The following is a 25999-nucleotide window of genomic DNA, read 5'->3' on the forward strand; positions in this document are numbered from 1 at the left end:
GCAGCGAGTGGTTGAAGACGTCGACTCCGTAGACGATTTCCCCGATGGATCTGACTAGTCAGGATCCATCCCTTCGGCGTTCGGCGGCGGCGATCACCGGAATGGTCTTGAGTACGGTGTCTGGATTCAGGGACACCGAGTCGATTCCCAGTTCGATGAGGAACTCGGCGAAGTCGGTGTGGTTGCTAGGGCCTTGTCCGCAGATTCCAATCTTGATTCCGGCGCGGTGGGCCTGGGAAATGACGTCCCGAATCATGTGCTTGACCGCTTCGTCCCGTTCGTCGAACAGCGGAGCCAGCAATTCAGAGTCGCGGTCTACGCCAAGGACAAGCTGCGTCAAGTCGTTTGAACCGATTGAAAAGCCATCGAACCGGGTGGCGAATTCAGACGCCAGAATGACGTTGGAGGGTATCTCGCACATCATGTAGATCTGCAATCCGGCTTCCCCCCGTGCCAGGCCGTTCTCGGCCATGGCCGCCAGTACTTGATCTGCTTCGGCGACCGTCCGGCAAAACGGGACCATGATGATGACGTTGTGAAAGCCTAGGTGCTCCCTTACTCGTTTCAGCGCCAGGCACTCGAGGTCGAAGCCCTGGCGGTAGCGATCGTTGTAGTAACGGGAGGCTCCGCGGAACCCGAGCATGGGGTTTTCCTCTGCCTGCTCAAAAGCGCTGCCTCCGAGCAGGCGCGCGTATTCATTGCTTTTGAAGTCGCTGAGCCGCACGATGACCGGGTCCGGGTAAAAGGGCGCGCTGATCTTGGCCAGCCCTGATGCCAAGGTGTGGACGAAGTAGTCGCGCGGGTCGGAGTAGGCACGGGTGCGGGTCCGGATCTGTGCTGCTTCGTCTGTATCAGTGACACGTTGGGGCTGCGCCAGTGCCATGGGGTGGATCCGGATTAGTTCGTTGATGATGAATTCCATCCGTGCCAGACCGACACCGGCCACGGGCAGCCGCCACCATTTGAAGGCGGAGGACGGACTGGCGAGGTTGGTCATCACTTGGGTCGTCGTTGGAGGAAGATCCTGCAGATCGACCTGTTCGGTTTGGAACTCGAGGGTTCCTTGAAAGACGTGCCCCTCGTCGCCCTCGGCACAGGAGAGGGTGAGCATCTCGCCGTCCGTCACGTTTTCCGTGGCATGGCCGGTGCCGACGACTGCCGGCACGCCCAATTCCCTGCTGATGATGGCCGCGTGACTCGTGGGTCCGCCGTGCTCGGTAACGATTCCGGCAGCGCGCCGCATGATCGGAACCCAGTCAGGATCGGTCATCTCCGTAACCAGGATCGAGCCGTCACGAAACCGATGGATCTCAGCCGTATTGCGGATGACGCAGGCAGGACCAGTTGCGATCGAGTCGCCGATCGCCGCTCCGGCGGCAAGAAGCGGACCGCGTCCGATAAGACGGCGCGTGGTGAAGACAGTATTGCTGCGGCCCGCTTGCACCGTCTCTGGACGGGCCTGAACGACGAACAGTTCATTGGTCAGGCCGTCCTTGGCCCACTCCATGTCCATGGGGCGGCCGTAGTGCTCTTCGATGACTGCGGCCCACTGGCCCAGTTGCAGGATTTCGTCGTCGGAGAGGACCAGCGAGGTCCGCTCTCGTTCGGTGGTTTGGACCATGCGGGTACGGGCCGTGCCGCCTCGCCCGTAAATGAGTTTCCGCTCCTTGGCGCCGCACGATTTCTCGATGATGGGGAAGCATCCTGCCGTTTTGAGCAGGGGTTTGAAAATCACGTATTTGTCTGGGTTCACGGTTCCCTGGACCACCGTTTCGCCCAGCCCCCAGGTTGCGCTGATCACCGCCACATCCGGGAAACCGGTTTCCGTGTCCAGCGAGAACATGACGCCGGAGGCCCCTATATCGGCGCGAACCATTCGCTGGACGCCGATCGAGAGTGCCACGTCAAGGTCGGAAAACCCTTTCATGGCACGGTAGCTGATCGCCCGGTCGGTAAACAGTGACGCGAAACACCGCCGGCAAGCGTCCAGCAGCGCTTCGTTCCCGCTGACGTTGAGGAAGGTTTCCTGCTGTCCGGCGAAGCTGGCGTCGGGAAGATCCTCCGCGGTCGCGCTGCTGCGGACGGCCACGGGAAGGTCACTGATCCCGGCGCGGGCGCCGAGCTGAGCGTAGAACTCCAGGATGGAGTCGGACATTTTGTCCGGAAACCTGCCGGCAAGAAAGAAGCGGCGAATTGTTTCGCCAGCCGTGCTTAACGGTATTTCGCCGCGTCTATACAGACCGAGTTGTTCTTGGATAGCCGTCTCAAGGCCGTTGGTGGTGACGAATTCCCGAAATGCCGCCGAGGTTGTGGCGAATCCGTCGGGAACCCGGACGCCCTGGTCGGCCAATGTGCGCAGCATTTCGCCGAGTGACGCGTTTTTTCCGCCGACGATCGCAATGTCTTGAATCCCGGTTTCTTCAAACCACACCGCGTAGCGCTCTTCCATGCTGCCTCCAGTCTTGCGTCGGCTTGTGTCAAATACTCGCGTCCGGGGCCGATCTAAGCAGCACCAGTCCGCATCACAGCTGACTTTGCGGTGGGTAATCGTCGCGTCCGCGGGTTAGAGAGCGTGCAGGAGGGCTTCCAGAGAAGCGTCCGAAGCATCAACGCCGACGATGCCCCGGTCAGTCCTTGACACTCAGTCATGCAAGCCTCCCCAAAAGGCCGGTATGCGCTCATAATCTACTCGCCGCGCCGCAGCGGCACCAGAGAAACTGGTGAACCGAGGCAGGTTCGGCGGGACCGGAGCGGTCTCGCTTGGGCAGATCGTCAAGCGGGCCTCGCATCGGCGGGCCGGAAGTGGATACTGGAGGGAGATGTTCCGGCTGCCCCTTGAGCCGGGCGGAGCGCAGCCCGACAGCGCGCTGGGTCCGTCCGCTTCGGGGTCCGCCGCCACATTCCAGGACTGCTGTTGCAGCCGGTGAGGGGCGCCGTGCCGGCAGGCAAAACACCTTGGTCATACTGGCGCCAGGAGTGGGCGGAGGCAGGATGGGAATTGCTCGCCGGTACCCGTTGGTGTTGGCAACGGTGCTGTGTTTGCTGGCGGTGGTTGGCCTGCTGCTGGGCGGGGCCGCGTCGGCGGCTCAGTGGTTGGCCAATGTTTTCGCCCTGTTCGTAGCGGCCTGGCTGGCCGTAGGAATGGTGCGCGCGGTTGCCCGGGGGCGGCGGGGGATGGACCTGCTGGCATTGATGGCCGTCGTCAGCACGGTGGCTGTTGGCGAGTACCTGGCCGCGATGATCATCGTGCTGATGCTTTCGGGCGGCAGAGCACTGGAAGATTACGCGCAGGGCCGGGCCCAGCGCGAATTGACCGCTCTCTTGGAATTGGCCCCGCAGATCGCTCATCGTGTGACCGATGGGACGCCGGAGGACGTGGGCGTCGACGAGATCCGCGTGGGGGACATGGTCCTGGTCCGACCGGCAGAGGTCGTTCCCGTGGATGGCCTGCTGATTTCGGATTTTGCCTCTTTCGACGAGTCGGCATTGACCGGGGAGAGCTTGCCTGCCGAAAAGTCCGCAGGGGATGCAGTGATGAGCGGGTCGGTCAATGGAGAGGCGGCGGTTAACGTTCAAGCGACCGCGCCAGCGGCTGAATCGCAATACAGCCGAATCGTGACGCTGGTACGCGAAGCCTCTGCCAGCCGGGCACCGGTGGTCCGATTGGCGGACCGTTTCGCCGTACCATTCACCGTTTTTGCGCTGACCCTTGCTGCCGTCGCCTGGTGGGTGAGCCGCGACCCGGTACGATTCGCCGAGGTACTTGTGGTGGCCACCCCCTGCCCGCTCCTGATTGCCGCCCCGGTGGCACTTGTCGCCGGAATGGGACGAGCCTCCCGATCGGGCATCATCATCAAGAACGGCGGGACACTGGAGAAACTTAGCCGGGTGAAGTCCGCTGTTTTCGACAAGACCGGTACGCTCACCGGCGGCAAGCCAGTGCTTTTGGAAGTCCGGCCCGCCGGCAATCCTCCGCGGATTCGAGCTGAAGAACTGTTGCTACTCGCCGCGTCGGCCGAGCAATACTCCTCCCATGTCCTTGCTGCGTCCGTCATGGCGGAGGCTACGCGGCGGGGTCTGGTCTTGATGCCGGCCGATCAGGCGGCTGAATACGCGACGCAGGGTGTCCAGGCTGTCTTCCCCAGCCGGACGGTGGCCGTCGGGAAGCACGCTTTCGTAGCGCAAAATGCTGAGTCAGTCGAAAAGACGCAGCTGACCGGCGGGCAATTGGCCGTTTATGTGGCTGTCGATGGCGTTTATGCCGGCTCCTTGATCATGAGCGATGCCGCGCGGCCTGAGGCGCGGACGACTCTGCAACAGTTGCGACGGCTGGGCGTCGAAGAGACCATGATGCTCACCGGGGACGCCCGGGAGACCGCCGAACATATTGGCGGGGAACTGGGAATCGAACACGTACAGGCGGAGTGCACGCCGTCGGACAAGGTGGAACGGGTCAAAGACCTGCCGCACCGGCCGGTGATGATGGTCGGTGACGGGGTCAACGACGCGCCCGTGCTGGCTGCGGCCGACATCGGGATCGCGATGGGTGCCAAGGGGTCGACGGCAGCCAGCGAGTCCGCGGACGTGGTGGTCATGCTCGATGACCTGTCCAAGGTGGCCGAGGCAGTGGCCATTGGGCAGCGGACTGTGCGGGTGGCGCTGCAAAGTATCTGGGTGGGCGTGGTTTTCAGCGTCGCGTTGATGATTGCCGCGGCTTTTGGCCATATTCCGGCCGTGGCTGGGGCCTTGTCTCAGGAACTGGTCGATCTGGCAACCATCCTCAATTCACTTCGGGCACTATCGCCATCGCGCCGGACCGCAGCCAGTGCTGCGGTACATCCCGAATATGTCTTTCCAAGGCAGGGGCGGTGATGCCCTCACGGCGAGATAACGGCAAAAGCCTTTGCGGCCGAGGCGAATTCGTGCGGCCGCATCCGGGCGCGCCGTCGAGTTCTCGCCACCGACTTCTCGAAAAGGGTCAAGCTTCACGATGCCGGGGAGTCGGCTTAGGCACACGCATCGCGACGGTGTCTCCCGGTGCCAGCAAGGTAGCGTTCTTTCCCACTCTGATGCGGATGGGGGCGGCAGTTCCCTCGGCAGACTCCACCTGCAGAACGGATTCTTCCAGGCTGACGTCGAGCAAGTGTCCCCGGTATCTGATGCAGAACGAGACCTTTTTCAGTTCGGTCGGCAAACGCGGATGAAAGACGAGAGTGTCAGCACTCATCCTGAGCCCCGCGAAACTGCGCTGTACGACGTCGATGGTTCCGGCCATTGCCCCCAAGTGGATGCCGGTGCGTGTGGTTCCGCCCTGCGTGTCGTCGAGATCAGCGTCCAGGGCATCCCGGAAGGTGGCCCAAGCTTGCTCCGGATCGGAAGCGGCCAGCACAGAGGCGTTGGTAACCCTGCTCAGGGTAGAGCCGTGCACCGTCCGCGCCAGATAATAATCGACGGTGCGGGCCAACTGGGCGGCGGTCACGTTGTAGCCCATCCGGCGCAGAAGCTGAACCAATTGGTCCTCGCCGAGGACGTAAAAAAGCATCAGGACGTCGGCCTGCTTGGACAGTTTGTACCGATTCGTGCTGTCGCCTTCTGCAGCCAGGATCAAGTCCAGGCGTTCGATGTTGCCGTAAGTCCGGCGGTAGCGTCCCCAATCGAGGTCCTGCAGCCGGTCGAATCCTTCGAACTGGCTGATGATCCCGTCGTGGAACGGGACGTGCAGGTACCGCCCCAGCGAATCCCAGTGCTCAAGCTCGACACTGGTTATCCCAAGGCTCTTGCGCAGGTCCCGCCGGTCTTGGCCACGCAGGGCGGCCAGGATTTTGGCGGGGCGGGAACACACCCAGGCCGCCATTACGTTTGTGTAGGCATTATCGTCGAGCCCCTTGCCAGGGCGCTCCGGGTAGCCGTCGTGATACTCATCCGGACCCATCACACCGCGGAGATGGAACCGGTCATCCGGGCCGCGCTCCGCCATGGCAGCGAAAAGCCGGGCAACTTCAACGATGATTTCCGCGCCGCGGGCCATCATCCAGTCGCGGTCCGCCGTTGCCTCGAAGTACTGCCAGACGTTGTACGCAACTGCCAGACCACCATGGCGCTGGAGGCGGGAATGGTCCGCCATCCATTGGCCGGAGAAGCGGTTGTACAGCCACTTGGGTGTTTCCTCGGTCCCGTCGCTGCCGCTCCGCCAGGGGAACATTGCTCCGGGTAGCCCGGCGCTGCGTGCCGCGTCCCGGGCGGCATCCAACCGGTGCCAGCGGTAATCGAGCAGCGAACGGGTGACCGAAGGCGTGCGGGAGGTGACCAGCGGCAACACGAAAAGGTCATCCCAGAAGATGTGTCCCCGGTAGCCTTCGCCATGTAACCCGCGCGCCGGCACCCCCGCATCAAGGCCCTCCGTATTTGGCGTGATCGTCTGCAGCAGGTGGAACACATGCAGATTCAGCACCAGTTGGGTCTCCCGGTCAGCGTGCAGATCGAAAGTGAACAAATCGAGCAGCCGACGCCACGAGGCTTCATGGCTGACAAACACCGCGCCAAAACTGTCAGGTGTTCGGTCCAGTACCGCGCGGGCACCGGCCTTGGAGGAGGACACACCCCGGTCCCGCGAGCTGACGATTGCCGCGGTTTTGCAGACCACCAGGGGTACGCCGTCGACCACGTCAGCATCGTGCACCTGAAGCCAGCAGGAGCTGCCGACCCCGGCTCTTGGTGGCGGGAGAGAGGGCCGACTGCGGGCGGTGTCGCCGGTGGCACCGGAGAAGGAGGTCCTTACCGCCACGGCAACTCGGATCTGGCTTTGGGCAGTCTCCACTTCGACAGTTTCTACCCGGTCCTGGACGGCAGTGCTATGGACTGTCAGATGGCCGCTTCCGCAAGCTGGATCTTCAATCACGTTGGCGTTGATGATGCCCCGCTCGACGCCGGTCCTCAGCTTGACGGGACCGCTCCATCCTCGAGGGGTGAGGGTGGTTTCCAGTACTGCCAGCCGGGGCTGGGCCATGGAAACAATCCTGCGCTGCGACACATCAAGCTTCAGACCATGCCCATCCTCTAACTGGACGAGGCGGGAAAGAACAGCCCCCTCCAAGTCCAGTTCCCTGCGTTCGCGCAAGGTCTTAGGTCCGCCGTCGGACCACCAACCTGCTGCACCGAAGCGAATATCGAGGGGAAGCCAATTGGGAAGGTTGACCATGTGCTCTGACTCGGTGGTTTCCCCGTTCACTATCTCGGGAACCCGGTTGTAGTGACCTGCAAGATAGGTGCCAGGGTAGTGCACGGTGTCGTCCCTCGCCTCCGGGGAGGCACCACGGGTGGCCATCCGGCCATTGCCCAGAGTTGTCAGCGCCTCGCGGTGGCCTTCGTGCCACGGATCGTAACCTTCATAAACCAGCCGCCAAGGGTGGGTTAGGACCAGACCGATGTCCAGTTCGCCCACATCGTGAAGGACTATATCTGCCCCGGCTTCTTCCAGATTTGGGCGTTGAGAGGACCGGTCGATCCCCACTACCAGCCCGAATCCACCCCGGCGGGCGGAGGCGATGCCTGCCGCTGAGTCTTCCACAACTGCCACCCGGGCAGGCCGGACCTTCAGTCGTCGGGCTGCTTCCAGAAAGGCCGCCGGGTCAGGTTTGCCCGGCAGCTGCAGTCGTGACACCACAGTTCCATCAACGACGACGGTGAACATTTCCTCCAAACCTGCAGCAGCCAACACGGCTGAAGTGTTGCGGCTCGAACTCACCAAGGCGATCGGCACCTGGCTTTCGCGCAACCGTGTGATCAGGTCTACGGTCCCGGGAAAGATCTGCACGCCGTCTCGGCCCAGTTCCTCAAGAAATAAGGCACTTTTGATTTTTCCCAGACCGACGGCGGTCCAAGCGCCGGGAGGATCGGCCGGGTCGCCCGGCGGCAGGTCGATGCTGCGGGATCGCATGAACGCGAGTATTCCTTGTTCTCGGGGTCGGCCGTCGAGCAGCGTGGAGTAGTCACTGTCGCGAAAGGGAGCGGAGTTTGCCGTCGGAGGAATCCGCGGATCCGAGAGAACGGTATTGAACAGCTTCTTCCATGCTGCGCGGTGCACTGACGCAGTGTCTGTGACGACGCCGTCGAGGTCGAAAATCACTGCGTCGAAAGGTGAGACGGCGCCCGCCACGGTAGGGGAACCGGTATGACGGGAAGCAACCGGCGGCGGTCCTTCACCTTGCGTTTTATGTGGACCCGGTGGCCCGTCAGGAAGCATCTTCATCGGCCGAAATGTGCAGCACGGCTGCGCCGTTGATCCGGTCCGCTGCCAGATCCGATAGTGCCCTGTCCGCTTCGTCAAAGGGGTATGCGGTTGTGGCAGGACGCAGGGGGATTTGGGCCGCGAGAGCGAGGAACTCGCGGCCGTCCTGCCTGGTGTTGGCTGTCACGCTGAGCAGCTGGCGCTCTTGAAACAGCTCCGCGGCGTAATTCAGTTGTGGAATGTCCGTCAGGTAGATCCCGGCGACCGCCAGTGTTCCGCCGCGGTCCAAGGCACGCAGGGCGCCGGGGACAAGGTCCCCTGCCGGGGCGAAAAGGATCGCTGCATCCAGCAGTTCAGGAGGTTCCGCAGCGGCGGCGCCGACGAACGAAGCGCCGAGATCCGTGGCCAGGCTGCGGGCCTCCTCAGAGCGGGTCATGACGTAAATTTCGGCACCCTCAAACAACGCGACTTGAGCGGCCAGATGGGCGGAGGCGCCGAAGCCATAGATGCCAAGCCTTCCTCCGCGCTGCAGACGGGACCTGCGGAGCGACCGGTAACCGATGATGCCTGCGCAAAGCAGTGGCGCTGCCTGATCGTCAGAAAAGATTTCGGGTATCGAATAGGCGAAAGCCTCGGGAACGGTTGCCAACTCCGCGTATCCGCCGTCTTCATCCCAACCTGTGAACTTTGGCTCCAGACAGAGGTTTTCGTCCCCCCTCAGGCAGAAGCGACAGCTGCCACACGTCCCGCGAAGCCAAGCGATTCCTACCCGTTCGCCGATCACAAAACGGGTGCAGCCGGCCCCCCGGCCGATCACTTCGCCGACAACTTCATGCCCGGGCACCACACGGTCTCTCTTCGCTGGCAGATCGCCTTCGGAAAGATGTAGATCGGTGCGGCAGACACCGCAGACGCGGACCTTGATGAGCAGTTCGCCGGCACCGGGCACAGGATCGGGTCGGGTGCCAAAAACCAGGGACGGCTTGTTTCCGAGGCTGGCTGAGGGGCCAGAGCGATCGATCCACCAGGCGCGCATGTCTTCCCCCTAGGCGGTGGACAGTGCTGACCTGACATCGTCGAGTGGCTGGTCGGCCAGCCTCAGGCCTTCAGTCTAGCCAGAATGCAGGCGGCAGGGCAGATGCAGGTGGAAGCGCGCGCAAGCCTCGAGGCGCAACCCAGCTGAGACGACCCCAACTCCGGAAAACCGATTCTCCCAGGTCTCCAGCGAGCGGGCCCAAGCCGGAGGAGGACGCTGCTCTGTGCGGGAGCACTGCGCTGCGCCGCCGGCGAGTTCTCGAAAAGCCCTTCACGCGAGGCAGGCGGGGGGATACACTCCATCTTTATCTGAGGGGCAAAAAACCGATAGCGGTTCCGGCCGGGAATTTTCAGCAGTTCACGGCCGCACCAAGGGACGAGATCTGAGCGCAGGCGCTCTGTCACGCCTGTTGCCTGAGGAGTGAAGACGATGAGTGATTCGCCAAGGTGGTCGCCGTTCGAGCGCCGTTCGCCCTTTGAACTCATGGAGCCCTTCCGCCGATTCTTTGAAAGCGACACGGAGAAATCCATGATCCGCGTCGAGGAGGAAGTCAAGGACGACATCTTGACGATTCGTGCCGAGCTTCCAGGCGTTGATCCGGAAAAGGACGTGCAAGTAACGCTGTCCGAGGGGCAGCTAGAGATTCGCGCGGAACGGCAAGAACGGACTGAGCAGAAGGATAAAGGCAACTACCGATCTGAGTTCCGCTACGGATCCTTCTTCCGAAGTGTGCCGCTGCCTAAGGGGGTCAAGGGAGAGGACATCACCGCGACCTACAAGGACGGCGTGCTTGAGATCCGTGCGCTCATCCCACGGACGGAGCAGGAGCCACCGCAGCAGAGGATCCCGATCAACTGATTGAGCCGTCATCGGACGAACGGGTGCGGCGTTGAATGGACTCGTGGAAGGAATGAGGCATCATGGCGGAAATCGACATCATCGGCAGCGGCCATATGGCCCGCGGCATTGCTACTCGGCTGCTCCACGGCAGAAACAACGTGCGGATCATCGGCCGAAATGACACCCAGATGAGGGACCTGGTGGAGTCGCTTGGAGCAGGCGCCACCGGTGCATACGTGGGCAGCCCGCTGACGAGCAACATCGTGATCCTCGCTGTTCCCCACGGAGCCACCAGAGAGGTGATCCTGGAGTACAGCGACGGCTTGGACGGCAAGGTGGTCGTTGACATCAGCAACCCTGTCGACTTTGCAACCATGGACCGGCTCACCACCGCCCCGGGGACTTCGGCGGCCGAGGAAACTGCTCAGATGCTGGCGGGCCGGGCGGATGTGGTCAAGGCGTTCAACACCACCTTCGCCAGGACGCTTGCCGCAGGTAGCGTGGCCGGCCAACCGCTTGATGTCTTCATCGCCGGCGACTCCGAAACGGCGAAGGAGAAAGTCAGTGCCCTCGTCGCAGGCTGCGGGATGCGTCCCATAGACACCGGACCGCTGCGTTGGGCCCGCGAGCTGGAGGCGTTCATGCTGTTGGTCATGGCACTGCAAACAAACCCGGAGCACTCGCACTTCAATTGGGATACAGCATTGAAGATTCTTCCCTAAAGAGGCGGCCCTATTGTCCTCGCGTAGCGGTGGTCTGCCGGCGCTTGGGAAAGGGGATCACGTCCAGATCCCGTGCAATAACGACGGCGGTGTTCCCCGCCCGGGCGCGGGCCTGCTCACCGAGCGGCGTCAAGTCGGCGTAGCGCGATGAGAAGTGGGTGAGCACCAGCACGCCCGCCTCGCCGCCGGCCGCGAGGTCGCCTGCCTGTCCCGCCGTGAGGTGGCGGTACTGCGCGGCCAGCGCGGCGTCGTCGTCGCTGAAGGTGGACTCCGCCACCAACAGGTCCGCACCGTCGGCGAGATCCTCGGCGCCGGGGCACACCGCCGTGTCCATAACGAAGGCGAACCGCTGGCCGGGCCGTGGAACGCTGACGTCTTCCAACCGCACACCGTTCAGGGTCCGCTGGTAAAGCAGCCGTCCGACGTCGGGACCGGCAATCCCGGCGGCAGCGAGCCGCTCGGGCAGCAGGGTGTGGCCGTCGGGCTCGGTCAGTCGGTAGCCGTAGGCCTCAATCCGGTGGTCCAGCGGTCGTACTTCGAGGCCATCCGCAATGGCGCCGGCCGCGCCGTGCGGGTGCAGATGCAGGTCCAGCCCCGGCGTGGCGAGCGAGACGAGCGCCCGGACCACGTCTTCGCCGGATGCCGGGTAATGCAGGTCGACCGGACGCTCCACCCCGTCCAGGACCATGCGCGAAAGCACGCCCGGCAAACCGTAGCAGTGGTCGCCGTGCAGATGCGTGAGGCAGATGCGGGTGATCCGGCTGGCCGAGACCCCGGCCAGGATCATTTGTCGCTGCGTGCCCTCGCCCGGATCGAACAGCAGGCCCTCGTTGTCCCAGCGCAACAGGTAGCCGTTGTGGTTCCGGGTCCGGGTGGGGGCCTGAGAGGCGGTGCCAAGGACAACGAATGCGCGCATGGCTCCGAGTCTGCCACTGCGCATTGCCGCGTGTAGACCGGGCTGGGAAAATATCAACAACACCCGGTGGCAGCGCGGCCGGTGAAGGCTCTACGGAGGCGGTGAGGGACGGATGGACAGGGCAGCGGGGGACAATAGCCGGCGGATGGAACGCGCCGCCGAGTTGCGCGCTGCGCGGGAACACGGCCCGGCCGTCCCGGAGGACGCCGAACAGGCCAGCGCGGACGAGGAGAAGCAGCGGAAAATCCGGGAGCTGGACACCTCCCGGCGCGCGGATTATCTGGTCCGGGAGGCGATGGCGCGCGGCGAGTTCGACGACCTGAAGTATGCGGGCAAACCGATTCCGAACCTGGGCGACGGATACGACCCGGACTGGTGGCTGAAGGGGTTGATCGAGCGCGAGCACCTCACTGGGCTGGGGCCGGAAGCCCTGCTGCTGCGCACCGAGGACGCCGAACTGGACGGCCGGTTGGACCAGCAGGTTGCGGAACGGCAGGTGCGCGAAATCCTGGAGGACTTCAACGCCAGGGTAGTCAACGCGCGGCGCCAGTTGCAGGGCGGGCCGCCGGTCATCACCAAGACCCGCGACCTGGAGTACGAAGTGGAACGCTGGCACGAGCGCCGGGTGGCCAGGGCCGCCGCAGCGGCCGATGAGGCGCCGGAGCCCGAGCCGAAGCGCCACTGGTGGCGCCGGATCTGGGACGTCACCGACTAGGTTCGGAGGGCTACCGGCGCCCGCCGACCGAGAGCGGCTGCATCCCGGCCAGCTCCTTCTTCACCTGTCGCTTGGCGACGGCTCGGAACCCTGCCGTCAGGTAGCGTTCACGCACGCCTCGTTCAGAGCGGAAGAGCGCCCAGCCGCGCTTGAGCAGGAACGGCAGCGGTTTGCGGTGCTCGCGGAGGTCACGCACCAGCCGGCGCACCGCCGTCGTGACGGGAGGGACCTTGATGAAGATGGCGTCCACCTCCACGCCGAGGCCGCGCAACGGGGCCAGGACGGCGTCGGCGAAGATGCCCTCGGCAATCACCGGACCTTCGGCGAGACCCACGGCGCGGTAGCCGTTGTAGCTGGAAGTGGCGATGGAGTAGTTGGGGATCTCCGTCCGCCCGGTCTGCAGCAGCTGCACCATCGCACGGGCCGCGGCATCGCTGTTCCAGGTCCCGGGATGGTCCCAGTCGATCTCCCCATAAGGCGTTTGCGGCAGCGGGGAGGCGGCGGTGTGCTCGCCGATCTCTCGGTAGAACCCGTCGAGCTCCACGTGCGGGCGGCCGAACCGCGCGGCCAGATAGGACTTGCCGGAACCGGAGGCGCCGCCGAGCAAAATGAGCGGGGTTTGGGGAGAAGGCACACCGCTATTATTCCGTGTCCGGCGCTTACCACCCACCCCACGGGTCCGGGCGCGGGCTGTTCGGCCCAGGCCGCCGGCCGCGCCGTAAGATGGCAAGGGTATTCCGCCCCGGCCGGAAGCGCGGAGCAGCACGTTAAGGAAGCAGGCATGTCGTTGGAGCAGTCACCGCAGAGCGCTGGCGGACTGGAATGGGTCCGGCAGCCGGAATCGTTCGGTGCGGACGCGGACCTGCAGTACGGGCTGGAACTGCTGGCCGCCGCCAAGCAGGGGCGGTTGGGGTCCACCATGCGCGTCTACCGTCCGGCGCCGACGGTGGCGTTTGGCCAGCGCGACGCTCACCTGCCCGGCTTCGACGAGGCAGCACGTCGCTGCCGCGAACTCGGGTTCGAGCCGCTGGTGCGCAAGGCAGGCGGTCGTGCCGCGGCTTACCATGAAGGCTGCCTCATCCTGGACCATGTGGAGCCGCTGGCCGACGCTATTGCCGGCGCCAAGAGGCGCTTCAGCCAGTTCGGCGAGCTGATCGCCGGCGGCCTCCGCGATGCGGGACTGCTCGCCGCCGTCGGCGAAATCCCGGGAGAGTACTGTCCCGGGGAGTTCAGCATTCACGGCGCGCACGCGGTTGATCCGCTGCGCAGGGTCAAATTGGTGGGCACCGCACAACGGGTGGTGGCCGGCGCCTGGCTGTTTTCGTCGGTGGTGGTGGTGCAGGATTCAGCTCCGCTGCGCGAGGTGCTCACCGCCAGTTATGACGCACTCGGACTGGACTGGGACCCGGCCACCGCCGGGTCGGCCGACGACTTGGTGCCAGGGCTGGACATCGGCACGGTGGAACGGTCGCTGCGTGCGGCCCACGCCGGCCACGCAGCGGTGCGTGACGGGGCATTCGCCGAGCTGCTGGCACGGGTTCCGGCGCCCGTTGTAGTCGGAGTGCAGCCAGCCTAGTCTGGAAGGGACTTCGAGTCCCGGCACGGCGGAGGCGCACCATGGACGGGCCAGCGCAGCACGGTCCGCACACCCTGAACGACGCACTGGACCGGCCACTGCGGGATCTGCGGATCTCCGTGACCGACCGGTGCAACTTCCGCTGCGTCTACTGCATGCCCAAGGAAATCTTCGGCCGCGACTTCGTTTTCCTGCCAAAAGACCAGCTGCTCAGCTTCGAAGAGATCATCCGGGTGGCCCGGATAGCCGCCGCGCAGGGCGTGGAAAAGATCCGGCTGACCGGCGGCGAACCACTGCTGCGGCGGGGGATCGAACATCTGGTGTCCAGGCTCGCCGAACTGCGCACCCCCGAAGGCCGTCCACTGGATCTGGCGATGACCACGAACGGTTCGGTGCTGGCCCGTAAGGCGGCGGCGCTCAAGGCGGCCGGGCTGTCCCGGGTAACGGTCTCGCTGGACTCCGTCGATGACGCCACCTTCCGCCGGATGAACGACGTCGACTACCCCGTGGCCACGGTGCTGGAGGCAATCGAGGCCGCGGCCGCCGTCGGGCTTGGACCGGTCAAGGTGAACATGGTGGTCAAGCGCGGAATGAACGACGGCGGTGTCCTCGCGATGGCGCGCCACTTCCGCTACACGGGGCACATCGTGCGGTTCATCGAATACATGGACGTCGGTTCCACCAACGGCTGGAACCTGGAGCAGGTGGTTCCCTCCGCGGACGTGGTGCGCCGGATCGATGCCGAACTCCCGCTGGAACCGCTGGCGCCCCGCTACGCCGGCGAGACCGCGACGCGCTTCAGATATCGCGACGGCGGCGGCGAGATCGGAACGATTTCCAGTGTCACGCAGGCGTTCTGCCACGGCTGCACCCGGGCGCGGCTGAGTACCGACGGGAAGCTGTTCACCTGCCTGTTCGGCACCGGCGGCACCGACCTGCGGGCTCTGCTGCGCGGTGGCGCTGACGACGACGAACTCACCGGCGTGCTCGCCGGAGTCTGGGGGCGCCGGACGGACCGCTATTCGGAGCTGCGCAGCGCCGAGACCGCGAGGGGTAATCCCCGCTCCGGACGCGGTCCGGCCCGGTCAGAGGCTCCGCCCGCGGCCGGCTGGCCCGGGCTGAAAGTGGAGATGCACTACATCGGCGGCTGATCCGATGTGGGGCCGGGATCCGCCTGGTGTTTGAGCAGGCATGACGAGGCTGCAGTTATCCACATCGACCGATCCACCCCTGCCGCGGTCTCGGGCAGCAGGAGCACACTGGCTGGACAATCAAGCCCGAGGCGAGGAAATCCAGATGTGCGACATCTGCAACGGCATGACCCATCGGGAAGCCAGGGAGAAGACGCTCCGAACCATAGGCAAGTACGGCTGGCAGTGCATGATCGTCGAGGGGGACACTGACAACACCGCTTTTGGATACACCATCGGGCTGACCCAGGTGCAGCATCCCGAAATTCTGCTCACCGGACGGACCTTGGCGGAAACCCACGCCATTCTCAGCCTCCTGGTGCATAGGGTGCTCCACCATGGCCGCACTCTGGTTGCCGGCATGGAGGTGCCGCTGCGGCCGCGGAAGGTGTCGCTGGCCCGGATTGAGCGGCCGGAGGATGTGCTCCTGGTCGCCGCCGACATCTACAAGGGCCGGCTGCGGGGCCTGCAGGCCATCTGGGCCGACGAGGAAGGTCTGTTTCCGTGGCAGCAGGACGTCCCGGACGTCCTAACCCAGCCCCTGTACGGAACACCGCCCGTGCTCAGGCCGAAATCGGCTTGAGCACGGGCGGCGCCTGAGTGCTGGAGACGGCTGTATTCAGTGTCCGCGGGCAATCCATTCGTCCAGCTGCGGTGCCTCGGCGCCGATGCTGGTGGCATCGCCGTGGCCGGTGTTCACCGTGGTCTCGGCCGGCAGCGTCAGCAGCCTGTCCTTGATGGACTCGATGATCGTCTCGAAGCTGGAGTAGCTGCGGCCGGTGGCGCCGGGGCCGCCGTTGAACAGCGTGTCGCCGCTGAACAGCACGCCCGCAGACTCCAGATGGAAGCAGACCGAGCCGGGGGAGTGACCCGGGGTGTGGATGGCCTTCAGCTGCGCTCCCGCGACCTCGAACGTATCGCCGTCCTTGATCGAGTGGTCCGGCGTGCTGTCCGGGAAGACCGTGTCCCAGAGCATCCGGTCGGCGTCGTGCAGGTACACCGGTGCCTTCACCAGGTCCCGGAATTCGCCGACGGCGCGGATGTGGTCGTCGTGGCCGTGGGTCAGCAGAATGGCCTTCACGGTCCGGGATCCGACCGCGGCGGCGATGGCCTGCGGATCGTGAGCCGGGTCGATGACGAACACCTCGGCGTCGTTACCGACAATCCAGACGTTGTTGTCTACGTCCCAGGTGCCGCCGTCCAACGAGAAGGTGCCGGAAGTGACCAGGTTTTCGATCGTGGCGCTCATGCGACCTCCACCACCGAACGCAGGACCTTGCCGTCGTGCATCTTGGCGAAGGCTGCTTCCACATCGTCCAGCGTGATCCGCTCGGTGACGAAGGCGTCCAGGTCCAGGTTGCCCTGCTTGTAGTGGCTGACGAGCATGGGGAAGTCGCGGGAAGGCAGGCAGTCGCCGTACCAGGAGGACTTCAGCGAGCCACCCCGGCCGAAGACGTCCAGCAGCGGCAATTCGAGCTTCATGTCCGGCGTCGGGACGCCAACCAGCACCACGCGGCCGGCCAGGTCGCGGGCGTAGAACGCCTGCTTGTAGGTCTCCGGACGCCCCACCGCTTCAATCACGACGTCGGCGCCGTTGCCGCCGGTCAGCGCCCGGATGGCCTCCACCGGGTCCTGCTCCTTGGAGTTGATGCCGTGCGTGGCACCCAGGGACTTGGCCAGTTCCACCTTGTTGTCGTCGATATCTACCGCGATGATCGTGGTGGCGCCGGCCAGTTTGGCGCCGGCGATGGCGGCGATGCCAACACCGCCGCAGCCGATCACGGCTACGGATTCGCCGCGCTTGACCTCACCGGTGTTGATCGCCGCGCCGATGCCGGCCATGACACCGCAGCCGAGCAGGCCCACCGCGGCGGGATCGACGTCGTCGTCCACCTTGGTGCACTGGCCGGCGGCCACCAGGGTCTTTTCGGCAAAGGCACCGATGCCCAACGCGGGGGAGAGCTCCGTGCCGTCCTCCAGCGTCATCTTCTGCGTGGCGTTGTGGGTGTTGAAGCAGTACTGTGCCTGGCCGCGCTGGCAGGCCCGGCATTCACCGCAGACGGCCCGCCAGTTCAGGATCACGCGGTCGCCGGGGACCAGGTTGGTCACGTCGGGGCCCACGGCGTTGACCACGCCGGTGGCTTCGTGGCCGAGCAGGAACGGGAAGTCGTCGTTGATCCCGCCCTGCTTGTAGTGCAGGTCCGTATGGCAGACGCCGCAGGTGAGGATGTCCACCAGCGCCTCGCCCGGACCCGGGTCCGGCACCAGGATGGTTTCGATGGAGACCGGCGCATTCTTTTCCAGGGCCACTACTGCCCGTACCTTGTGAACCATGCGGGAGTGATTCCTTCCTAGCGAAGTCTGGAGGGGCCGTCATCGGCCACCCTGCCCATCCTAGGAAGAAAACCGGGGCGCCACAATTTCCAAAACGAATGTTATGGAAACTGCGGCGCCCCTGATGCCTGCGGGTCGGATTCCGCCGGTGGAGCCTGCGGCTGCTAGACGCCCAGGCGCTCCTTGACCAGAGAGAGCGGCGGGTTGGTGGCGCTGCTGCCGTCCGGGAAGAGCAGGGTGGGAACCGTCTGGTTGCCGTCGTTGAGCTGCTCGACCAGTTCGGCGGTGCCCGCGACCTCTTCGATGTTGATCTCGGTGTAGCCGATGCCCTGCGCATCGAACTGGGACTTCAGGCGACGGCAGTACCCGCACCAGGTGGTGGAGAACATGGTGACTGTTCCGGCAGCAGGTGTGTAATCCAAGGTGGCTCCTTCTGGTGTGAAAGCTTGTGTACATGTCAACGTCGCGCCGGCTGTGGTCATTCCCGGCGCTGAGCGTTGCCGCGGACGTTTCCGGCCGGGGGCCTTCGTTCCGGCCCACGGGCGAGCTTCAAGGATGCCACGAGGAGCCGGGAACTGTGCCCGCCCTGCGCCGTCTGGATCCGATGTACTGGACCATAATGGAGGCATGTGTGGCAGATACGTCATGGCGCGGGGAACGGGCGACCTGGTGGCTTCGTTCGACGTCGATGAGTCCTATGTCGAAGAGATCCAACCTTCGTACAACGTTGCACCGACTGACGAAGTCCCCCTGATCATCGACCGTAGGGGGCCTGACGGCGATGGAGTATCCAGAAAACTCATCATGGCCCGGTGGGGGCTCGTCCCCCCGTGGGCCAAGGATCCCCGCTCCGGCGCACGATTGATCAATGCACGCATGGAGACCGTCACGGAAAAACCCTCGTTCCGGAAGGCGGCGGCCAGAAAGCGCGGTTTGCTCGTTGCCGATGGGTACTTTGAATGGCAAAAGACCCCGGACGGCAAAATGCCGACCTATCTGCACGGCGAACGCGAAGAGATGCTGGCCTTTGCGGCGCTCTTCGAGAATTGGCCTGATCCGGCCCTGCCGGAAGATCATCCCCAGAAGTGGCTGCGGACCTGCACCATCATCACCACGCAGGCTTCCGATTCACTCGGGCACATCCATGACAGAACGCCGCTGATCGTGCCGGCTGACCTTTATTCGGACTGGCTGGATCCGGAAACCACATCCGAGGCCGATGTGCAGCAGCTGCTGGACGCCATGCCCGAACCGCATCTTGTTCCGCGGCGGGTCAGTTCCAAGGTCAACAACGTGCGCAATAACGGACCCGATCTCATCGCCGAGGCAGTGTGAGCGACGGCTCGGCCGTCCGGAGAAGTGATTTCACTGTCGTCGGTTTCACCCAAGTCCTTTTTCGTCGGACGTCCGCAACAATCCGGCAGAACTCGTTGTGCGCCAGCCCTCGCTGCTGGAAGCTAGGGGAGTAGCCGGACCCAGCCGCTATGGGGCGTCTGTCGGGTATGAGGCTGTCTGCGGGGGAGGAACCCATGACGGGAAAGTTTGTCGCCAGTTCGACGGCGACCATCGCGGCACCGCCTGATCGTGTCTGGGCGGTGATTACCGACCCCGAGGCCATCAAGGGGTTCATGTTCGGTACCGAGGTGAACACCGACTGGAGCGTCGGCGGGCCCATCAGCTGGCGAGGTGAATGGGAGGGTAAAGCCTACGAAGACAAGGGCCAGGTGCTGGAGTTCGAACCGGGAAGGCGGCTGGTTGTCACTCACTTCAGCCCGCTGACCGGACAGGCGGACGTGCCGGAGAACTACCACCGCCTCACCTGGACGCTGGAGGAAGTTCCCGGCGGAACCGAGTTCACGCTGTCGCAGGACAACAATGCCAGTGCCGAAGCGGCGGAGCACTCCAAGTCGATGTGGGACAAGTTGGTGGGCGACGTGAAGGATCTGGCTGAGCAAGGCTAGGCGAATGAGGCCGCGGACCGTCCCGCTGCGGCCGTGCGGCGATATTGATGAGATAGCAGCGTTCCTGGCTTTGCTCGGATTCAAGGCGTTGTATCGGCAGGTGCGGCCAAGCCCGTACATCGCGTTCGGCCGGGACGGGCTGGAGTTGTATTACTTCGGGATGGACGGGTTCCGTCCAGGTCGAAGCACTCGCATACCTTGCCGAACTCCACGTCCGGCTGGGGGATCCGGACAGCGCTCGCCGGGTGGTGGAAATCCTGGAGTTGCTGGATATCCCCGAGGAAGACTGGGCGGTATGCGGTCCAGTGCTGCGGCAGGCCAGGGAACTGCTGCAGGCGTAGGGCGCCCCGCTTCATCACTCTGGTTTTGTCAGTGCCTGTCCCTACGCTTGATCTTGGATTCGAACACATATTCGAATAGAATAAGAGGGTCAAGTTTTTCGGCAGGCGTGTTGGCGCAGGGGCGCGTGCTGCAGAGCTCTGACCCGTTGTCCAGATGAAAGGTGACTGGAACATGGGTGTTTTCAGTGAAGCTGTCGAAGTTGTTTGTTCCCCTGCCGGACAGCCTCTGCGGCTGCGGTGGCAGGGCAGGAGCTACCGGATTGTCGCAGAACCCGTGCGTTGGTATGAACGCCGCAAATGGTGGGCGGAAGAACTGAGGGCAGAACGGGGCAGGGGAGCCGGGTTGGTGGACCATGAAATCTGGCGCGTGCAGGCACGGCTGAACGGCAGGTCCCAGATCCGCACCTTGGACCTTTCCCACCAGGTGGATGCCGATCGCTGGCGACTGATCCGTGTCCATGATGCCGTCCGTGAACTGAGCGCCTGAGCGCAGACCCGCAGCATTTATTCGCCTCGGTTTTCGCGGCTGCCGCCGGATAACGATCCCGTGCCTTCAATAAGGCGTTTGGAATGACCAATGAGCTTTACCCATCTGCATGTATCCACGGCGTTCAGCGCCCACTACGGTGTCTCCTGGCCTGATGAACTGGCCGGTGCGGCCGCTTCCTTCGGAGCGGATGCATTGGCCTGCACGGACCGGGACGGGCTCTACGGAACAGTCAAGCACCTCAAGGCTTGCCTGGCGGTGGGGATTGATCCGATAGTCGGCGTGGATCTGGCAGTCCAGGACGACGGCGGCCGGGACACCGGGCGCGTTGTGGTGCTGGCACACGGCGGGAACCAAGGGAACGGCTACCATGCGCTCTGCCGACTGATTTCGGCGGCGCATGACGGGACGGCGGGCAGCGGGCGGGGGAGCAGGCACCGAACACCCGGGGTGACGCTGGAACAACTCGCCCGGCATGCCGGCACTCCGGACGGCGGACCTGCCCTCACGGTGCTGTTGGGGCCGATGTCCGAGGTCGGCCAAGCGCTGCGCCGCCGCAGCTATGTCGAAGCGCGCCGGCTGGCCGGACACTGGCGCACCGTGCTGCCGGTCGGATCGTTGGCAATGGAGATTGTGTCCCACCTCAGTGCCCCCGGCGAGAACCTGAGCACCGCCCACGCTGTACGCATGCTCAACCTTGCCGACGAACTGAAGATTCCAGCGGTGTTGACCAATGCCGTGCGCTACTGCGAAGAAGACGGAGCAGCTACCGCAGATGTACTGGACTCGGCCAGGACTTTGACGGCCTTGTCCAAACTGCCTGAACTGCAGCCCAGTGCCCAGGGTTGGCTGAAATCACCTGCACAGATGCAGGCACTGGCTCGGGAGATCGTTCAGGCAGCCGGTGGCGGAAGCCGGGACGCGCACCGACTGCTGTCCGTGACCGAAGCCGTGGCGGACCGGTGCCGGATGGACCCTTACCAGGACATGGGCTTCAAGCATCCCGTGGTCCCGGAAGCCTCGGTTATCGGGATCGACGGGGAACCACTGACCGAGCTGCTGCAGCGCTGTGAAACCGGCATTGCCGAACGGTTCGGCGGAATATCCGGGCGGGCAGAGCAGGAGCTGCGGGACCGGTTGGCACATGAGCTGGGCATCATCTCCCGGCTGGGCTTCGCCTCCTACTTCCTAACAGTTGCCGAAGTGTCGCGGATGATCACCGGCATGGGCGTCCGGGCTTCGGCCCGTGGGTCCGGGGCCTCCAGCCTGGTGAACTATCTGCTCTACATCAGCCACGTAAACCCGCTGGACCACGGGCTGATCTTTGAACGTTTCCTCTCCCAGGACCGCTCCACCTTGCCGGACATAGACATTGACGTGGAAAGCGCAGAACGGCACAACGTCTACCAGAAGATCTTCGACCGATTCGGCAGCGAGCGGGTCACTCTGATGAGTATGCAGAACGGCTATCGTGCCCGCGGCGCAGTCCGCGACGCTGGTCTGGCACTTGGCCTGCCGGAGGATGAAATCTCCGGCATCGCCAAGCAGCTCTGGCGGTTCTCCGCGCGCAAATTCCGTGAAGCGATGGCAGAGAAACCGGAACTACGCGCGTTCTCGGCCCAGGTGGAGCAGAACCAGCAACTGGATCTGCTGGTGGACCTGACCGAACGGCTGGACCGGCTGCCCCGGCATATCTCCATGCATCCTTGCGGGGTGATCCTGGGCGACACCTCGCTGCTGGACCGTACCCCCACCCAGCCCAGCGGGCTGGGACTGCCGATGAGCCAGTTCGACAAGCACGACATGGATCCGATGGGCATGCTCAAACTGGACGTGCTGGGGGTGCGGATGCAGAGCTCGATGGCTTACGCGCTCGCCGAAATCGCACGCATCCATCCAACCAAGGAAGCGGTGACGGCAGCCGGAAAGCACCCGGTGGACGAGGACGGGGAAGGGCCCGGCTACATCGCGGCGAACGGGAACATCAACCTGGAACAGGTCCCGCTGGACGATGAACCGACCTACGAGCTGATCCGAAGCACCCACACTCTGGGGTGCTTCCAGATTGAATCCCCCGGCCAGCGTGAGCTGGTGGGCAAGATGGCGCCGCGGGACTTCAACGATCTGATCATCGACATTTCGCTATTCCGGCCCGGCCCCATGCAATCGGACATGGTCCGCCCGTTCCTGGAGCAGCGCCACGGCTGGGCTCCGGAGCGCTTCCCTCATCCCGACCTGATCCCGGTTTTGAAGGAAACCCATGGCGTGACTGTCTTCCATGAGCAAGTCCTGCGGACCTTTGATGTGTTTACCGGATGCGGGCTGGCCAAGGCGGACGAATTCCGCCGACTGCTGGGCAATGAGGAAGCCGAACCGGCAGTGGAAGATTATTTCCGTAAAGCTTCGCTGGACCGGGGATATCCTCCGGACGTTGTGGATACGGTCTGGACTACCTTGAAGTCCTTTGGCAGCTTCGGCTTCTGCAAAGCCCACGGTGCAGCCTTCGCCGTCCCCACCTACCAGACCGCGTGGTTGAAAGCCCACCATCCGGAGGCGTTCCTCGCCGGGCTCTGGGAACACGACCCGGGGATGTACCCGCGGAGGCTGTTGGTGGCCGAGGCGCGGCGGCTCGGCATCCCGATTCTGCCGTTGGACATCAACCGCAGCACTGACCGCTACCGGGTGGAACGTGTTTCGTCCCCTGCCGGTGAAACGCTGGGCATCCGGCTCAGCCTTGCCGGCATCTACGGGCTCTCAGCTACTGAACTCCAGCGCATTGTCGCAGGGCAGCCGTACGAATCGCTGGCCGACCTGCGGGCCCGCGGCAAGGTCAGCAAACCCGCGCTGAAACGCCTGGCCCAGTTGGGAGCCTTCGATGAACTGAACCGGGCAACCGGCCAGCGCGGCGGACGTGCTGCCAGCCGGACGGATCTGGTGTATCACTTGGACCAACCTGCCGTGCGCCCGGTGCCCAAGCGCTACCAGCCCACCGATGGCCAACTGTCCCTGCCGCTGGGTGATCTGGAGCTGCGCAATCTGGTCCCAGTCTTCCCGGAACCGACGGCGGTGGACATGGTGCGCACCGAACTGGACTTGCTCTCGATCGACGTCAGCTCCCACTTGATGGAAAGCTACGCTCCGCTGCTGGCAAAACTAGGTGTCACACCGGCCAAGGATCTGCTGGGCCTGCGCAACGGAAGCGAGGTAATGGTGGCCGGTATCCGGGTCGCCACCCAAACCCCGCCGATGCGCGGCGGTCGCCGGGTGGTTTTCATCAGTGTGGATGACGGGACCGGCTGTGTAGACGCCACCTTTTTCCAGGAGGCACAGGAACGCTCAGGCTCACTGCTGTTCGGGACCGAGCTGCTGCTTATCCGTGGGCTCACCCGCCGGACCGGTCCCAAAGGAATCGGCTTGCAGGCGCTGGAGGCCTGGGACCTGTCCGACGCTGCCAGTCTGCCGCTGCCGGAAAACGCCGTCCGTCCCGAACCGCCGCACGTTCGGCCCCCTGCCGCATCGCCGGCGGCACGGCCCACCGCGCCCGGTGCCCAACCAATGAGCACAGCCGAGCTCGCCCGCCGCATGGTCGAGGAAGGCCTGGACAACCGCGGCCCGGCAGATCCCTGGCTGGTCGGAAGCCGTCCGTCCCGGACCAGGTGAAGACTAACGGATCTGTTCGCAGCTTGCGTTGTTACCACTCCACCTACACATGAGTCTCTTGCTGCCCCTCGTCCACATCCCTGTTTTCGCCTCTGCCGCCGCGTTTCAGCCCTTCATAGGCTGGATTTATGGCGATCGAGGTGCTGGATGCGGCTCCGGGAGCAGGGCAGGATGATTCCGCTCTGCTGGCCCGGCTGCGTGCCGAGGTCGCCGGCTTCAACGACCGACTTCGTTCCAGCGGGCTGGCCTGCAGCACCAAAAGGGTGGCCCGGACTGCAGAGCAGGTGGAAGAGCTGGCCAATACCGTTGCCCAGACCCAGCTGATCCTGGCCCGGATTATCAAAGAGCAGAACATCGCGGCCGTCGGCGAAACGGATAAGCCGCACGATCCTGCCGACCCGGACCGGCCGAAGCGCGGCGCCTTCACATCGAATGAGGATTTTCTGCGGGCGAAGCTGGGCATTGCCCGGCAGGAAGCCGCGCGCCGGTTCCAGTTGGCCGAGGCCACAGAGCCGCGGCCGGTTCCCAACGGCACACCGACCGCCCCGCCCCGGCTGCCGGTGCTCGCCCGCGCTTTGGACGAAGGGCAGGTGTCCGGCCAAGCCGCAAACCTGATCCGGCGGGCCGTCGACGGGCTACGCCGGATCGCTGAACCGGAGCAGTTGCGCAAGATGGAAGAGGCACTCGTGAAGCACGCCGCCGATTACGACGCCGATTCGCTGCGGCTGCTGATTCGGCAGTGGGAAGGTGGCCTGAATCCCGGTGGCGCCGATCCGACATCGTCCGAGCTGAAGGCTCGCCAGGGCTTGTTCTACCGCGGCCGACGCAACGGCCTGCATTGCTACGAAATCAACGCCACCGATGAGCAGAACGAGGTCCTGGCGACCGTGTACAACACGGCCACCAACCCGCGTTTGCGGGAAGGTACCGCCACCGCCGGCACGGTCGGGTTTGACGGCACCGGTACGTCCCTTGCCGCCCCCGGCACCGGGGATGTTGCCTGCGGCGAAGGCACTGTCCCGTCCCTGCCAGGTGGCGTCGAACCGGACGCCAGAACCGCAGCCGGCGCGCGCCGACCAGACGATGCTGACCCGGCCGCCGCATCAGGTCATGAGCTGGACGGGCGGACCCGTCAGCAAAAGCAGCTCGACGGATTGATCGGTGCGTGCAAGGTCGCTCTGACCACGGACCTGCTGCCCGCAGCCGGCGGACTCCGGCCTCAGCTGCTGGTCACTATTGACTACAAAGACCTGGCCTCCGATCTCGGCCGCCCGGGATCCAGCACTTTCACCGGACCGCTCAGCGCCAAGACCATCCGCCGGATAGCCTGCGATGCGGACATCATCCCGGTAGTCTTCGCCGGCATGGGCGTGATCCTCGACGTCGGCCAATCGCAGCGGCTGTTTCCGAAGTACATGCGGCTGGCCATCATCGCCCGGGACGGAGGCTGTGCCTTCCCCGGCTGCACCGCCCCGTCACCTTGGACCGAAGTGCACCACATCCGGTGGTTCGAAAAGGGCGGCCCCACATGCACCGACAACGGCGTTCTGCTATGTGGGCACCATCACCACCTCATCCATGAAGGAGACTGGCGGGTCGAGGTCATCAGCGGTGTCGCCTGGTTCTTCCCACCGCCCGATATGGATCCGGCACAAAAACCACTACGCAACCACATCTGGCTCAAGGATGCCCAACTGCCCGAACGCCAGCCGAAACCGGCAACCGTTGGGCAGGGAGCCGCGCACTCCGGCGGCCCGCTGCCGGTAAGAGAGCCAGCTCCCCAAACGAATGCCCCGGATCCATCGGCTCACAGAGCCGGTCCGCTGCAGGGCCCGTCGCAGGAAAAACTCAATATCACCATGCGCGGTGCCGCCGAAACCGCCAGTCGGAACCGGAAGTCCAGTCCCTTTGAAGGTTGGCCAGCGCAGCCGCTGACACCGCCCTTCTAGGGCCCGACCGGGTCTCTCGATTGCGGGGAACCGGCCTTGCTGTGA

At 64.4% G+C, this 25999-nt stretch carries 20 protein-coding genes; 12 read left to right on the top strand and 8 right to left on the bottom strand.

Annotated features, from left to right (window positions below; all coding sequences use genetic code 11):
- Positions 1 to 58 precede the first annotated feature (58 nt).
- Entirely contained in the window at positions 59 to 2449 is a 2391-nt protein-coding gene (gene ppsA, locus ACWF5H_RS05630; RefSeq protein ID WP_452035473.1) for a phosphoenolpyruvate synthase, read from the bottom strand.
- A gap of 542 nt (positions 2450 to 2991) precedes the next feature.
- On the opposite strand from ppsA, the gene ACWF5H_RS05635 reads away from it, so the two are divergent.
- Positions 2992 to 4872 (top strand): heavy metal translocating P-type ATPase, encoded by a 1881-nt coding sequence (locus ACWF5H_RS05635; RefSeq protein WP_452035474.1) that lies wholly within the window; start codon positions 2992 to 2994, stop codon positions 4870 to 4872.
- A 106-nt stretch (positions 4873 to 4978) separates the two neighbouring features.
- Here ACWF5H_RS05635 and ACWF5H_RS05640 read toward each other — a convergent pair whose 3' ends face one another.
- Together ACWF5H_RS05640 and ACWF5H_RS05645 are read right to left on the bottom strand one after the other, a co-directional pair.
- On the bottom strand, positions 4979 to 8155 hold the full coding sequence (locus ACWF5H_RS05640) for an HAD-IA family hydrolase (RefSeq protein ID WP_452035476.1): 3177 nt from the start codon (positions 8153 to 8155) through the stop codon (positions 4979 to 4981).
- Between the two features lie 76 nt (positions 8156 to 8231).
- Entirely contained in the window at positions 8232 to 9263 is a 1032-nt protein-coding gene (locus ACWF5H_RS05645) for a zinc-dependent alcohol dehydrogenase family protein (RefSeq protein ID WP_452035478.1), read from the bottom strand.
- Between the two features lie 429 nt (positions 9264 to 9692).
- On the opposite strand from ACWF5H_RS05645, the gene ACWF5H_RS05650 reads away from it, so the two are divergent.
- Both ACWF5H_RS05650 and ACWF5H_RS05655 read left to right on the top strand, forming a co-directional pair.
- Positions 9693 to 10121, top strand: coding sequence for an Hsp20/alpha crystallin family protein (locus ACWF5H_RS05650; RefSeq protein WP_452035480.1), 429 nt, complete (start codon positions 9693 to 9695; stop codon positions 10119 to 10121).
- A gap of 62 nt (positions 10122 to 10183) precedes the next feature.
- Positions 10184 to 10825: an NADPH-dependent F420 reductase gene (locus ACWF5H_RS05655; RefSeq protein ID WP_452035482.1), complete on the top strand. Its 642-nt coding sequence runs from the start codon at positions 10184 to 10186 to the stop codon at positions 10823 to 10825.
- A 10-nt stretch (positions 10826 to 10835) separates the two neighbouring features.
- Here the strand turns inward: ACWF5H_RS05655 and ACWF5H_RS05660 are convergent, their stop codons facing one another.
- Positions 10836 to 11741, bottom strand: a complete 906-nt coding sequence (locus tag ACWF5H_RS05660; RefSeq protein ID WP_452035484.1) for a ribonuclease Z — start codon at positions 11739 to 11741, stop codon at positions 10836 to 10838.
- 112 nt (positions 11742 to 11853) lie between these two features.
- Between ACWF5H_RS05660 and ACWF5H_RS05665 the strand changes: the two genes are divergently transcribed.
- Positions 11854 to 12456: a DnaJ family domain-containing protein gene (locus tag ACWF5H_RS05665; protein ID WP_452035486.1), complete on the top strand. Its 603-nt coding sequence runs from the start codon at positions 11854 to 11856 to the stop codon at positions 12454 to 12456.
- Between the two features lie 10 nt (positions 12457 to 12466).
- Here the strand turns inward: ACWF5H_RS05665 and ACWF5H_RS05670 are convergent, their stop codons facing one another.
- Positions 12467 to 13090: a uridine kinase family protein gene (locus ACWF5H_RS05670; RefSeq protein ID WP_452035488.1), complete on the bottom strand. Its 624-nt coding sequence runs from the start codon at positions 13088 to 13090 to the stop codon at positions 12467 to 12469.
- Between the two features lie 147 nt (positions 13091 to 13237).
- Here ACWF5H_RS05670 and ACWF5H_RS05675 point away from each other — a divergent pair, with 147 nt between their 5' ends.
- From ACWF5H_RS05675 to ACWF5H_RS05685, 3 genes are all read left to right on the top strand, one after another.
- The gene (locus ACWF5H_RS05675; RefSeq protein WP_452035489.1) at positions 13238 to 14032 is read left to right on the top strand and encodes a lipoate--protein ligase family protein; all 795 of its coding nucleotides are present in this window, start codon (positions 13238 to 13240) and stop codon (positions 14030 to 14032) included.
- Between the two features lie 41 nt (positions 14033 to 14073).
- On the top strand, positions 14074 to 15183 hold the full coding sequence (moaA, locus tag ACWF5H_RS05680; RefSeq protein ID WP_452035491.1) for a GTP 3',8-cyclase MoaA: 1110 nt from the start codon (positions 14074 to 14076) through the stop codon (positions 15181 to 15183).
- A 145-nt stretch (positions 15184 to 15328) separates the two neighbouring features.
- On the top strand, positions 15329 to 15805 hold the full coding sequence (locus ACWF5H_RS05685) for a DUF4262 domain-containing protein (RefSeq protein ID WP_452035492.1): 477 nt from the start codon (positions 15329 to 15331) through the stop codon (positions 15803 to 15805).
- 36 nt (positions 15806 to 15841) lie between these two features.
- Here ACWF5H_RS05685 and ACWF5H_RS05690 read toward each other — a convergent pair whose 3' ends face one another.
- The 3 genes from ACWF5H_RS05690 to ACWF5H_RS05700 form a co-directional block, all read right to left on the bottom strand.
- Positions 15842 to 16471 (bottom strand): MBL fold metallo-hydrolase, encoded by a 630-nt coding sequence (locus ACWF5H_RS05690; RefSeq protein WP_452035494.1) that lies wholly within the window; start codon positions 16469 to 16471, stop codon positions 15842 to 15844.
- Positions 16468 to 17556 (bottom strand): S-(hydroxymethyl)mycothiol dehydrogenase, encoded by a 1089-nt coding sequence (locus tag ACWF5H_RS05695; protein WP_364647236.1) that lies wholly within the window; start codon positions 17554 to 17556, stop codon positions 16468 to 16470. The genes ACWF5H_RS05690 and ACWF5H_RS05695 overlap by 4 nt, the downstream gene beginning before the upstream one ends.
- A gap of 164 nt (positions 17557 to 17720) precedes the next feature.
- Positions 17721 to 17978, bottom strand: a complete 258-nt coding sequence (locus ACWF5H_RS05700; RefSeq protein WP_452035496.1) for a glutaredoxin domain-containing protein — start codon at positions 17976 to 17978, stop codon at positions 17721 to 17723.
- A gap of 205 nt (positions 17979 to 18183) precedes the next feature.
- Here ACWF5H_RS05700 and ACWF5H_RS05705 point away from each other — a divergent pair, with 205 nt between their 5' ends.
- The 5 genes from ACWF5H_RS05705 (at position 18184) to ACWF5H_RS05725 (ending at position 25954) form a co-directional block, all read left to right on the top strand.
- A complete protein-coding gene (locus tag ACWF5H_RS05705) occupies positions 18184 to 18891 on the top strand; it encodes an SOS response-associated peptidase (RefSeq protein ID WP_452036045.1) in 708 nt (235 codons plus the stop codon).
- A gap of 194 nt (positions 18892 to 19085) precedes the next feature.
- Positions 19086 to 19517: an SRPBCC domain-containing protein gene (locus ACWF5H_RS05710; RefSeq protein ID WP_452035498.1), complete on the top strand. Its 432-nt coding sequence runs from the start codon at positions 19086 to 19088 to the stop codon at positions 19515 to 19517.
- Between the two features lie 513 nt (positions 19518 to 20030).
- The gene (locus ACWF5H_RS05715; protein ID WP_136785395.1) at positions 20031 to 20345 is read left to right on the top strand and encodes a DUF6504 family protein; all 315 of its coding nucleotides are present in this window, start codon (positions 20031 to 20033) and stop codon (positions 20343 to 20345) included.
- Positions 20346 to 20435: 90 nt separating this feature from the next.
- Positions 20436 to 24005, top strand: a complete 3570-nt coding sequence (locus ACWF5H_RS05720; protein WP_452035500.1) for a DNA polymerase III subunit alpha — start codon at positions 20436 to 20438, stop codon at positions 24003 to 24005.
- 128 nt (positions 24006 to 24133) lie between these two features.
- Entirely contained in the window at positions 24134 to 25954 is a 1821-nt protein-coding gene (locus ACWF5H_RS05725) for a DUF222 domain-containing protein (RefSeq protein ID WP_452035502.1), read from the top strand.
- Positions 25955 to 25999 lie beyond the last annotated feature (45 nt).

It is taken from the genome of Arthrobacter sp. NPDC055138, from assembly GCF_053607305.1.

Coding starts and splice junctions, on each gene's coding strand:
- ACWF5H_RS05710 (WP_452035498.1), top strand. CDS start 19,086: ATGACGGGAAAGTTTGTCGCCAGTTCGACGGCGACCATCGCGGCACCG.
- ACWF5H_RS05655 (WP_452035482.1), top strand. CDS start 10,184: ATGGCGGAAATCGACATCATCGGCAGCGGCCATATGGCCCGCGGCATT.
- ACWF5H_RS05650 (WP_452035480.1), top strand. CDS start 9,693: ATGAGTGATTCGCCAAGGTGGTCGCCGTTCGAGCGCCGTTCGCCCTTT.
- ACWF5H_RS05685 (WP_452035492.1), top strand. CDS start 15,329: ATGTGCGACATCTGCAACGGCATGACCCATCGGGAAGCCAGGGAGAAG.
- ACWF5H_RS05715 (WP_136785395.1), top strand. CDS start 20,031: ATGGGTGTTTTCAGTGAAGCTGTCGAAGTTGTTTGTTCCCCTGCCGGA.
- ppsA (WP_452035473.1), bottom strand. CDS start 2,449: ATGGAAGAGCGCTACGCGGTGTGGTTTGAAGAAACCGGGATTCAAGAC.
- ACWF5H_RS05690 (WP_452035494.1), bottom strand. CDS start 16,471: ATGAGCGCCACGATCGAAAACCTGGTCACTTCCGGCACCTTCTCGTTG.
- ACWF5H_RS05660 (WP_452035484.1), bottom strand. CDS start 11,741: ATGCGCGCATTCGTTGTCCTTGGCACCGCCTCTCAGGCCCCCACCCGG.
- ACWF5H_RS05705 (WP_452036045.1), top strand. CDS start 18,184: ATGTGTGGCAGATACGTCATGGCGCGGGGAACGGGCGACCTGGTGGCT.
- ACWF5H_RS05675 (WP_452035489.1), top strand. CDS start 13,238: ATGTCGTTGGAGCAGTCACCGCAGAGCGCTGGCGGACTGGAATGGGTC.
- ACWF5H_RS05725 (WP_452035502.1), top strand. CDS start 24,134: ATGGCGATCGAGGTGCTGGATGCGGCTCCGGGAGCAGGGCAGGATGAT.
- ACWF5H_RS05720 (WP_452035500.1), top strand. CDS start 20,436: ATGAGCTTTACCCATCTGCATGTATCCACGGCGTTCAGCGCCCACTAC.
- ACWF5H_RS05665 (WP_452035486.1), top strand. CDS start 11,854: ATGGACAGGGCAGCGGGGGACAATAGCCGGCGGATGGAACGCGCCGCC.
- ACWF5H_RS05645 (WP_452035478.1), bottom strand. CDS start 9,263: ATGCGCGCCTGGTGGATCGATCGCTCTGGCCCCTCAGCCAGCCTCGGA.
- ACWF5H_RS05635 (WP_452035474.1), top strand. CDS start 2,992: ATGGGAATTGCTCGCCGGTACCCGTTGGTGTTGGCAACGGTGCTGTGT.
- ACWF5H_RS05695 (WP_364647236.1), bottom strand. CDS start 17,556: ATGGTTCACAAGGTACGGGCAGTAGTGGCCCTGGAAAAGAATGCGCCG.
- moaA (WP_452035491.1), top strand. CDS start 14,074: ATGGACGGGCCAGCGCAGCACGGTCCGCACACCCTGAACGACGCACTG.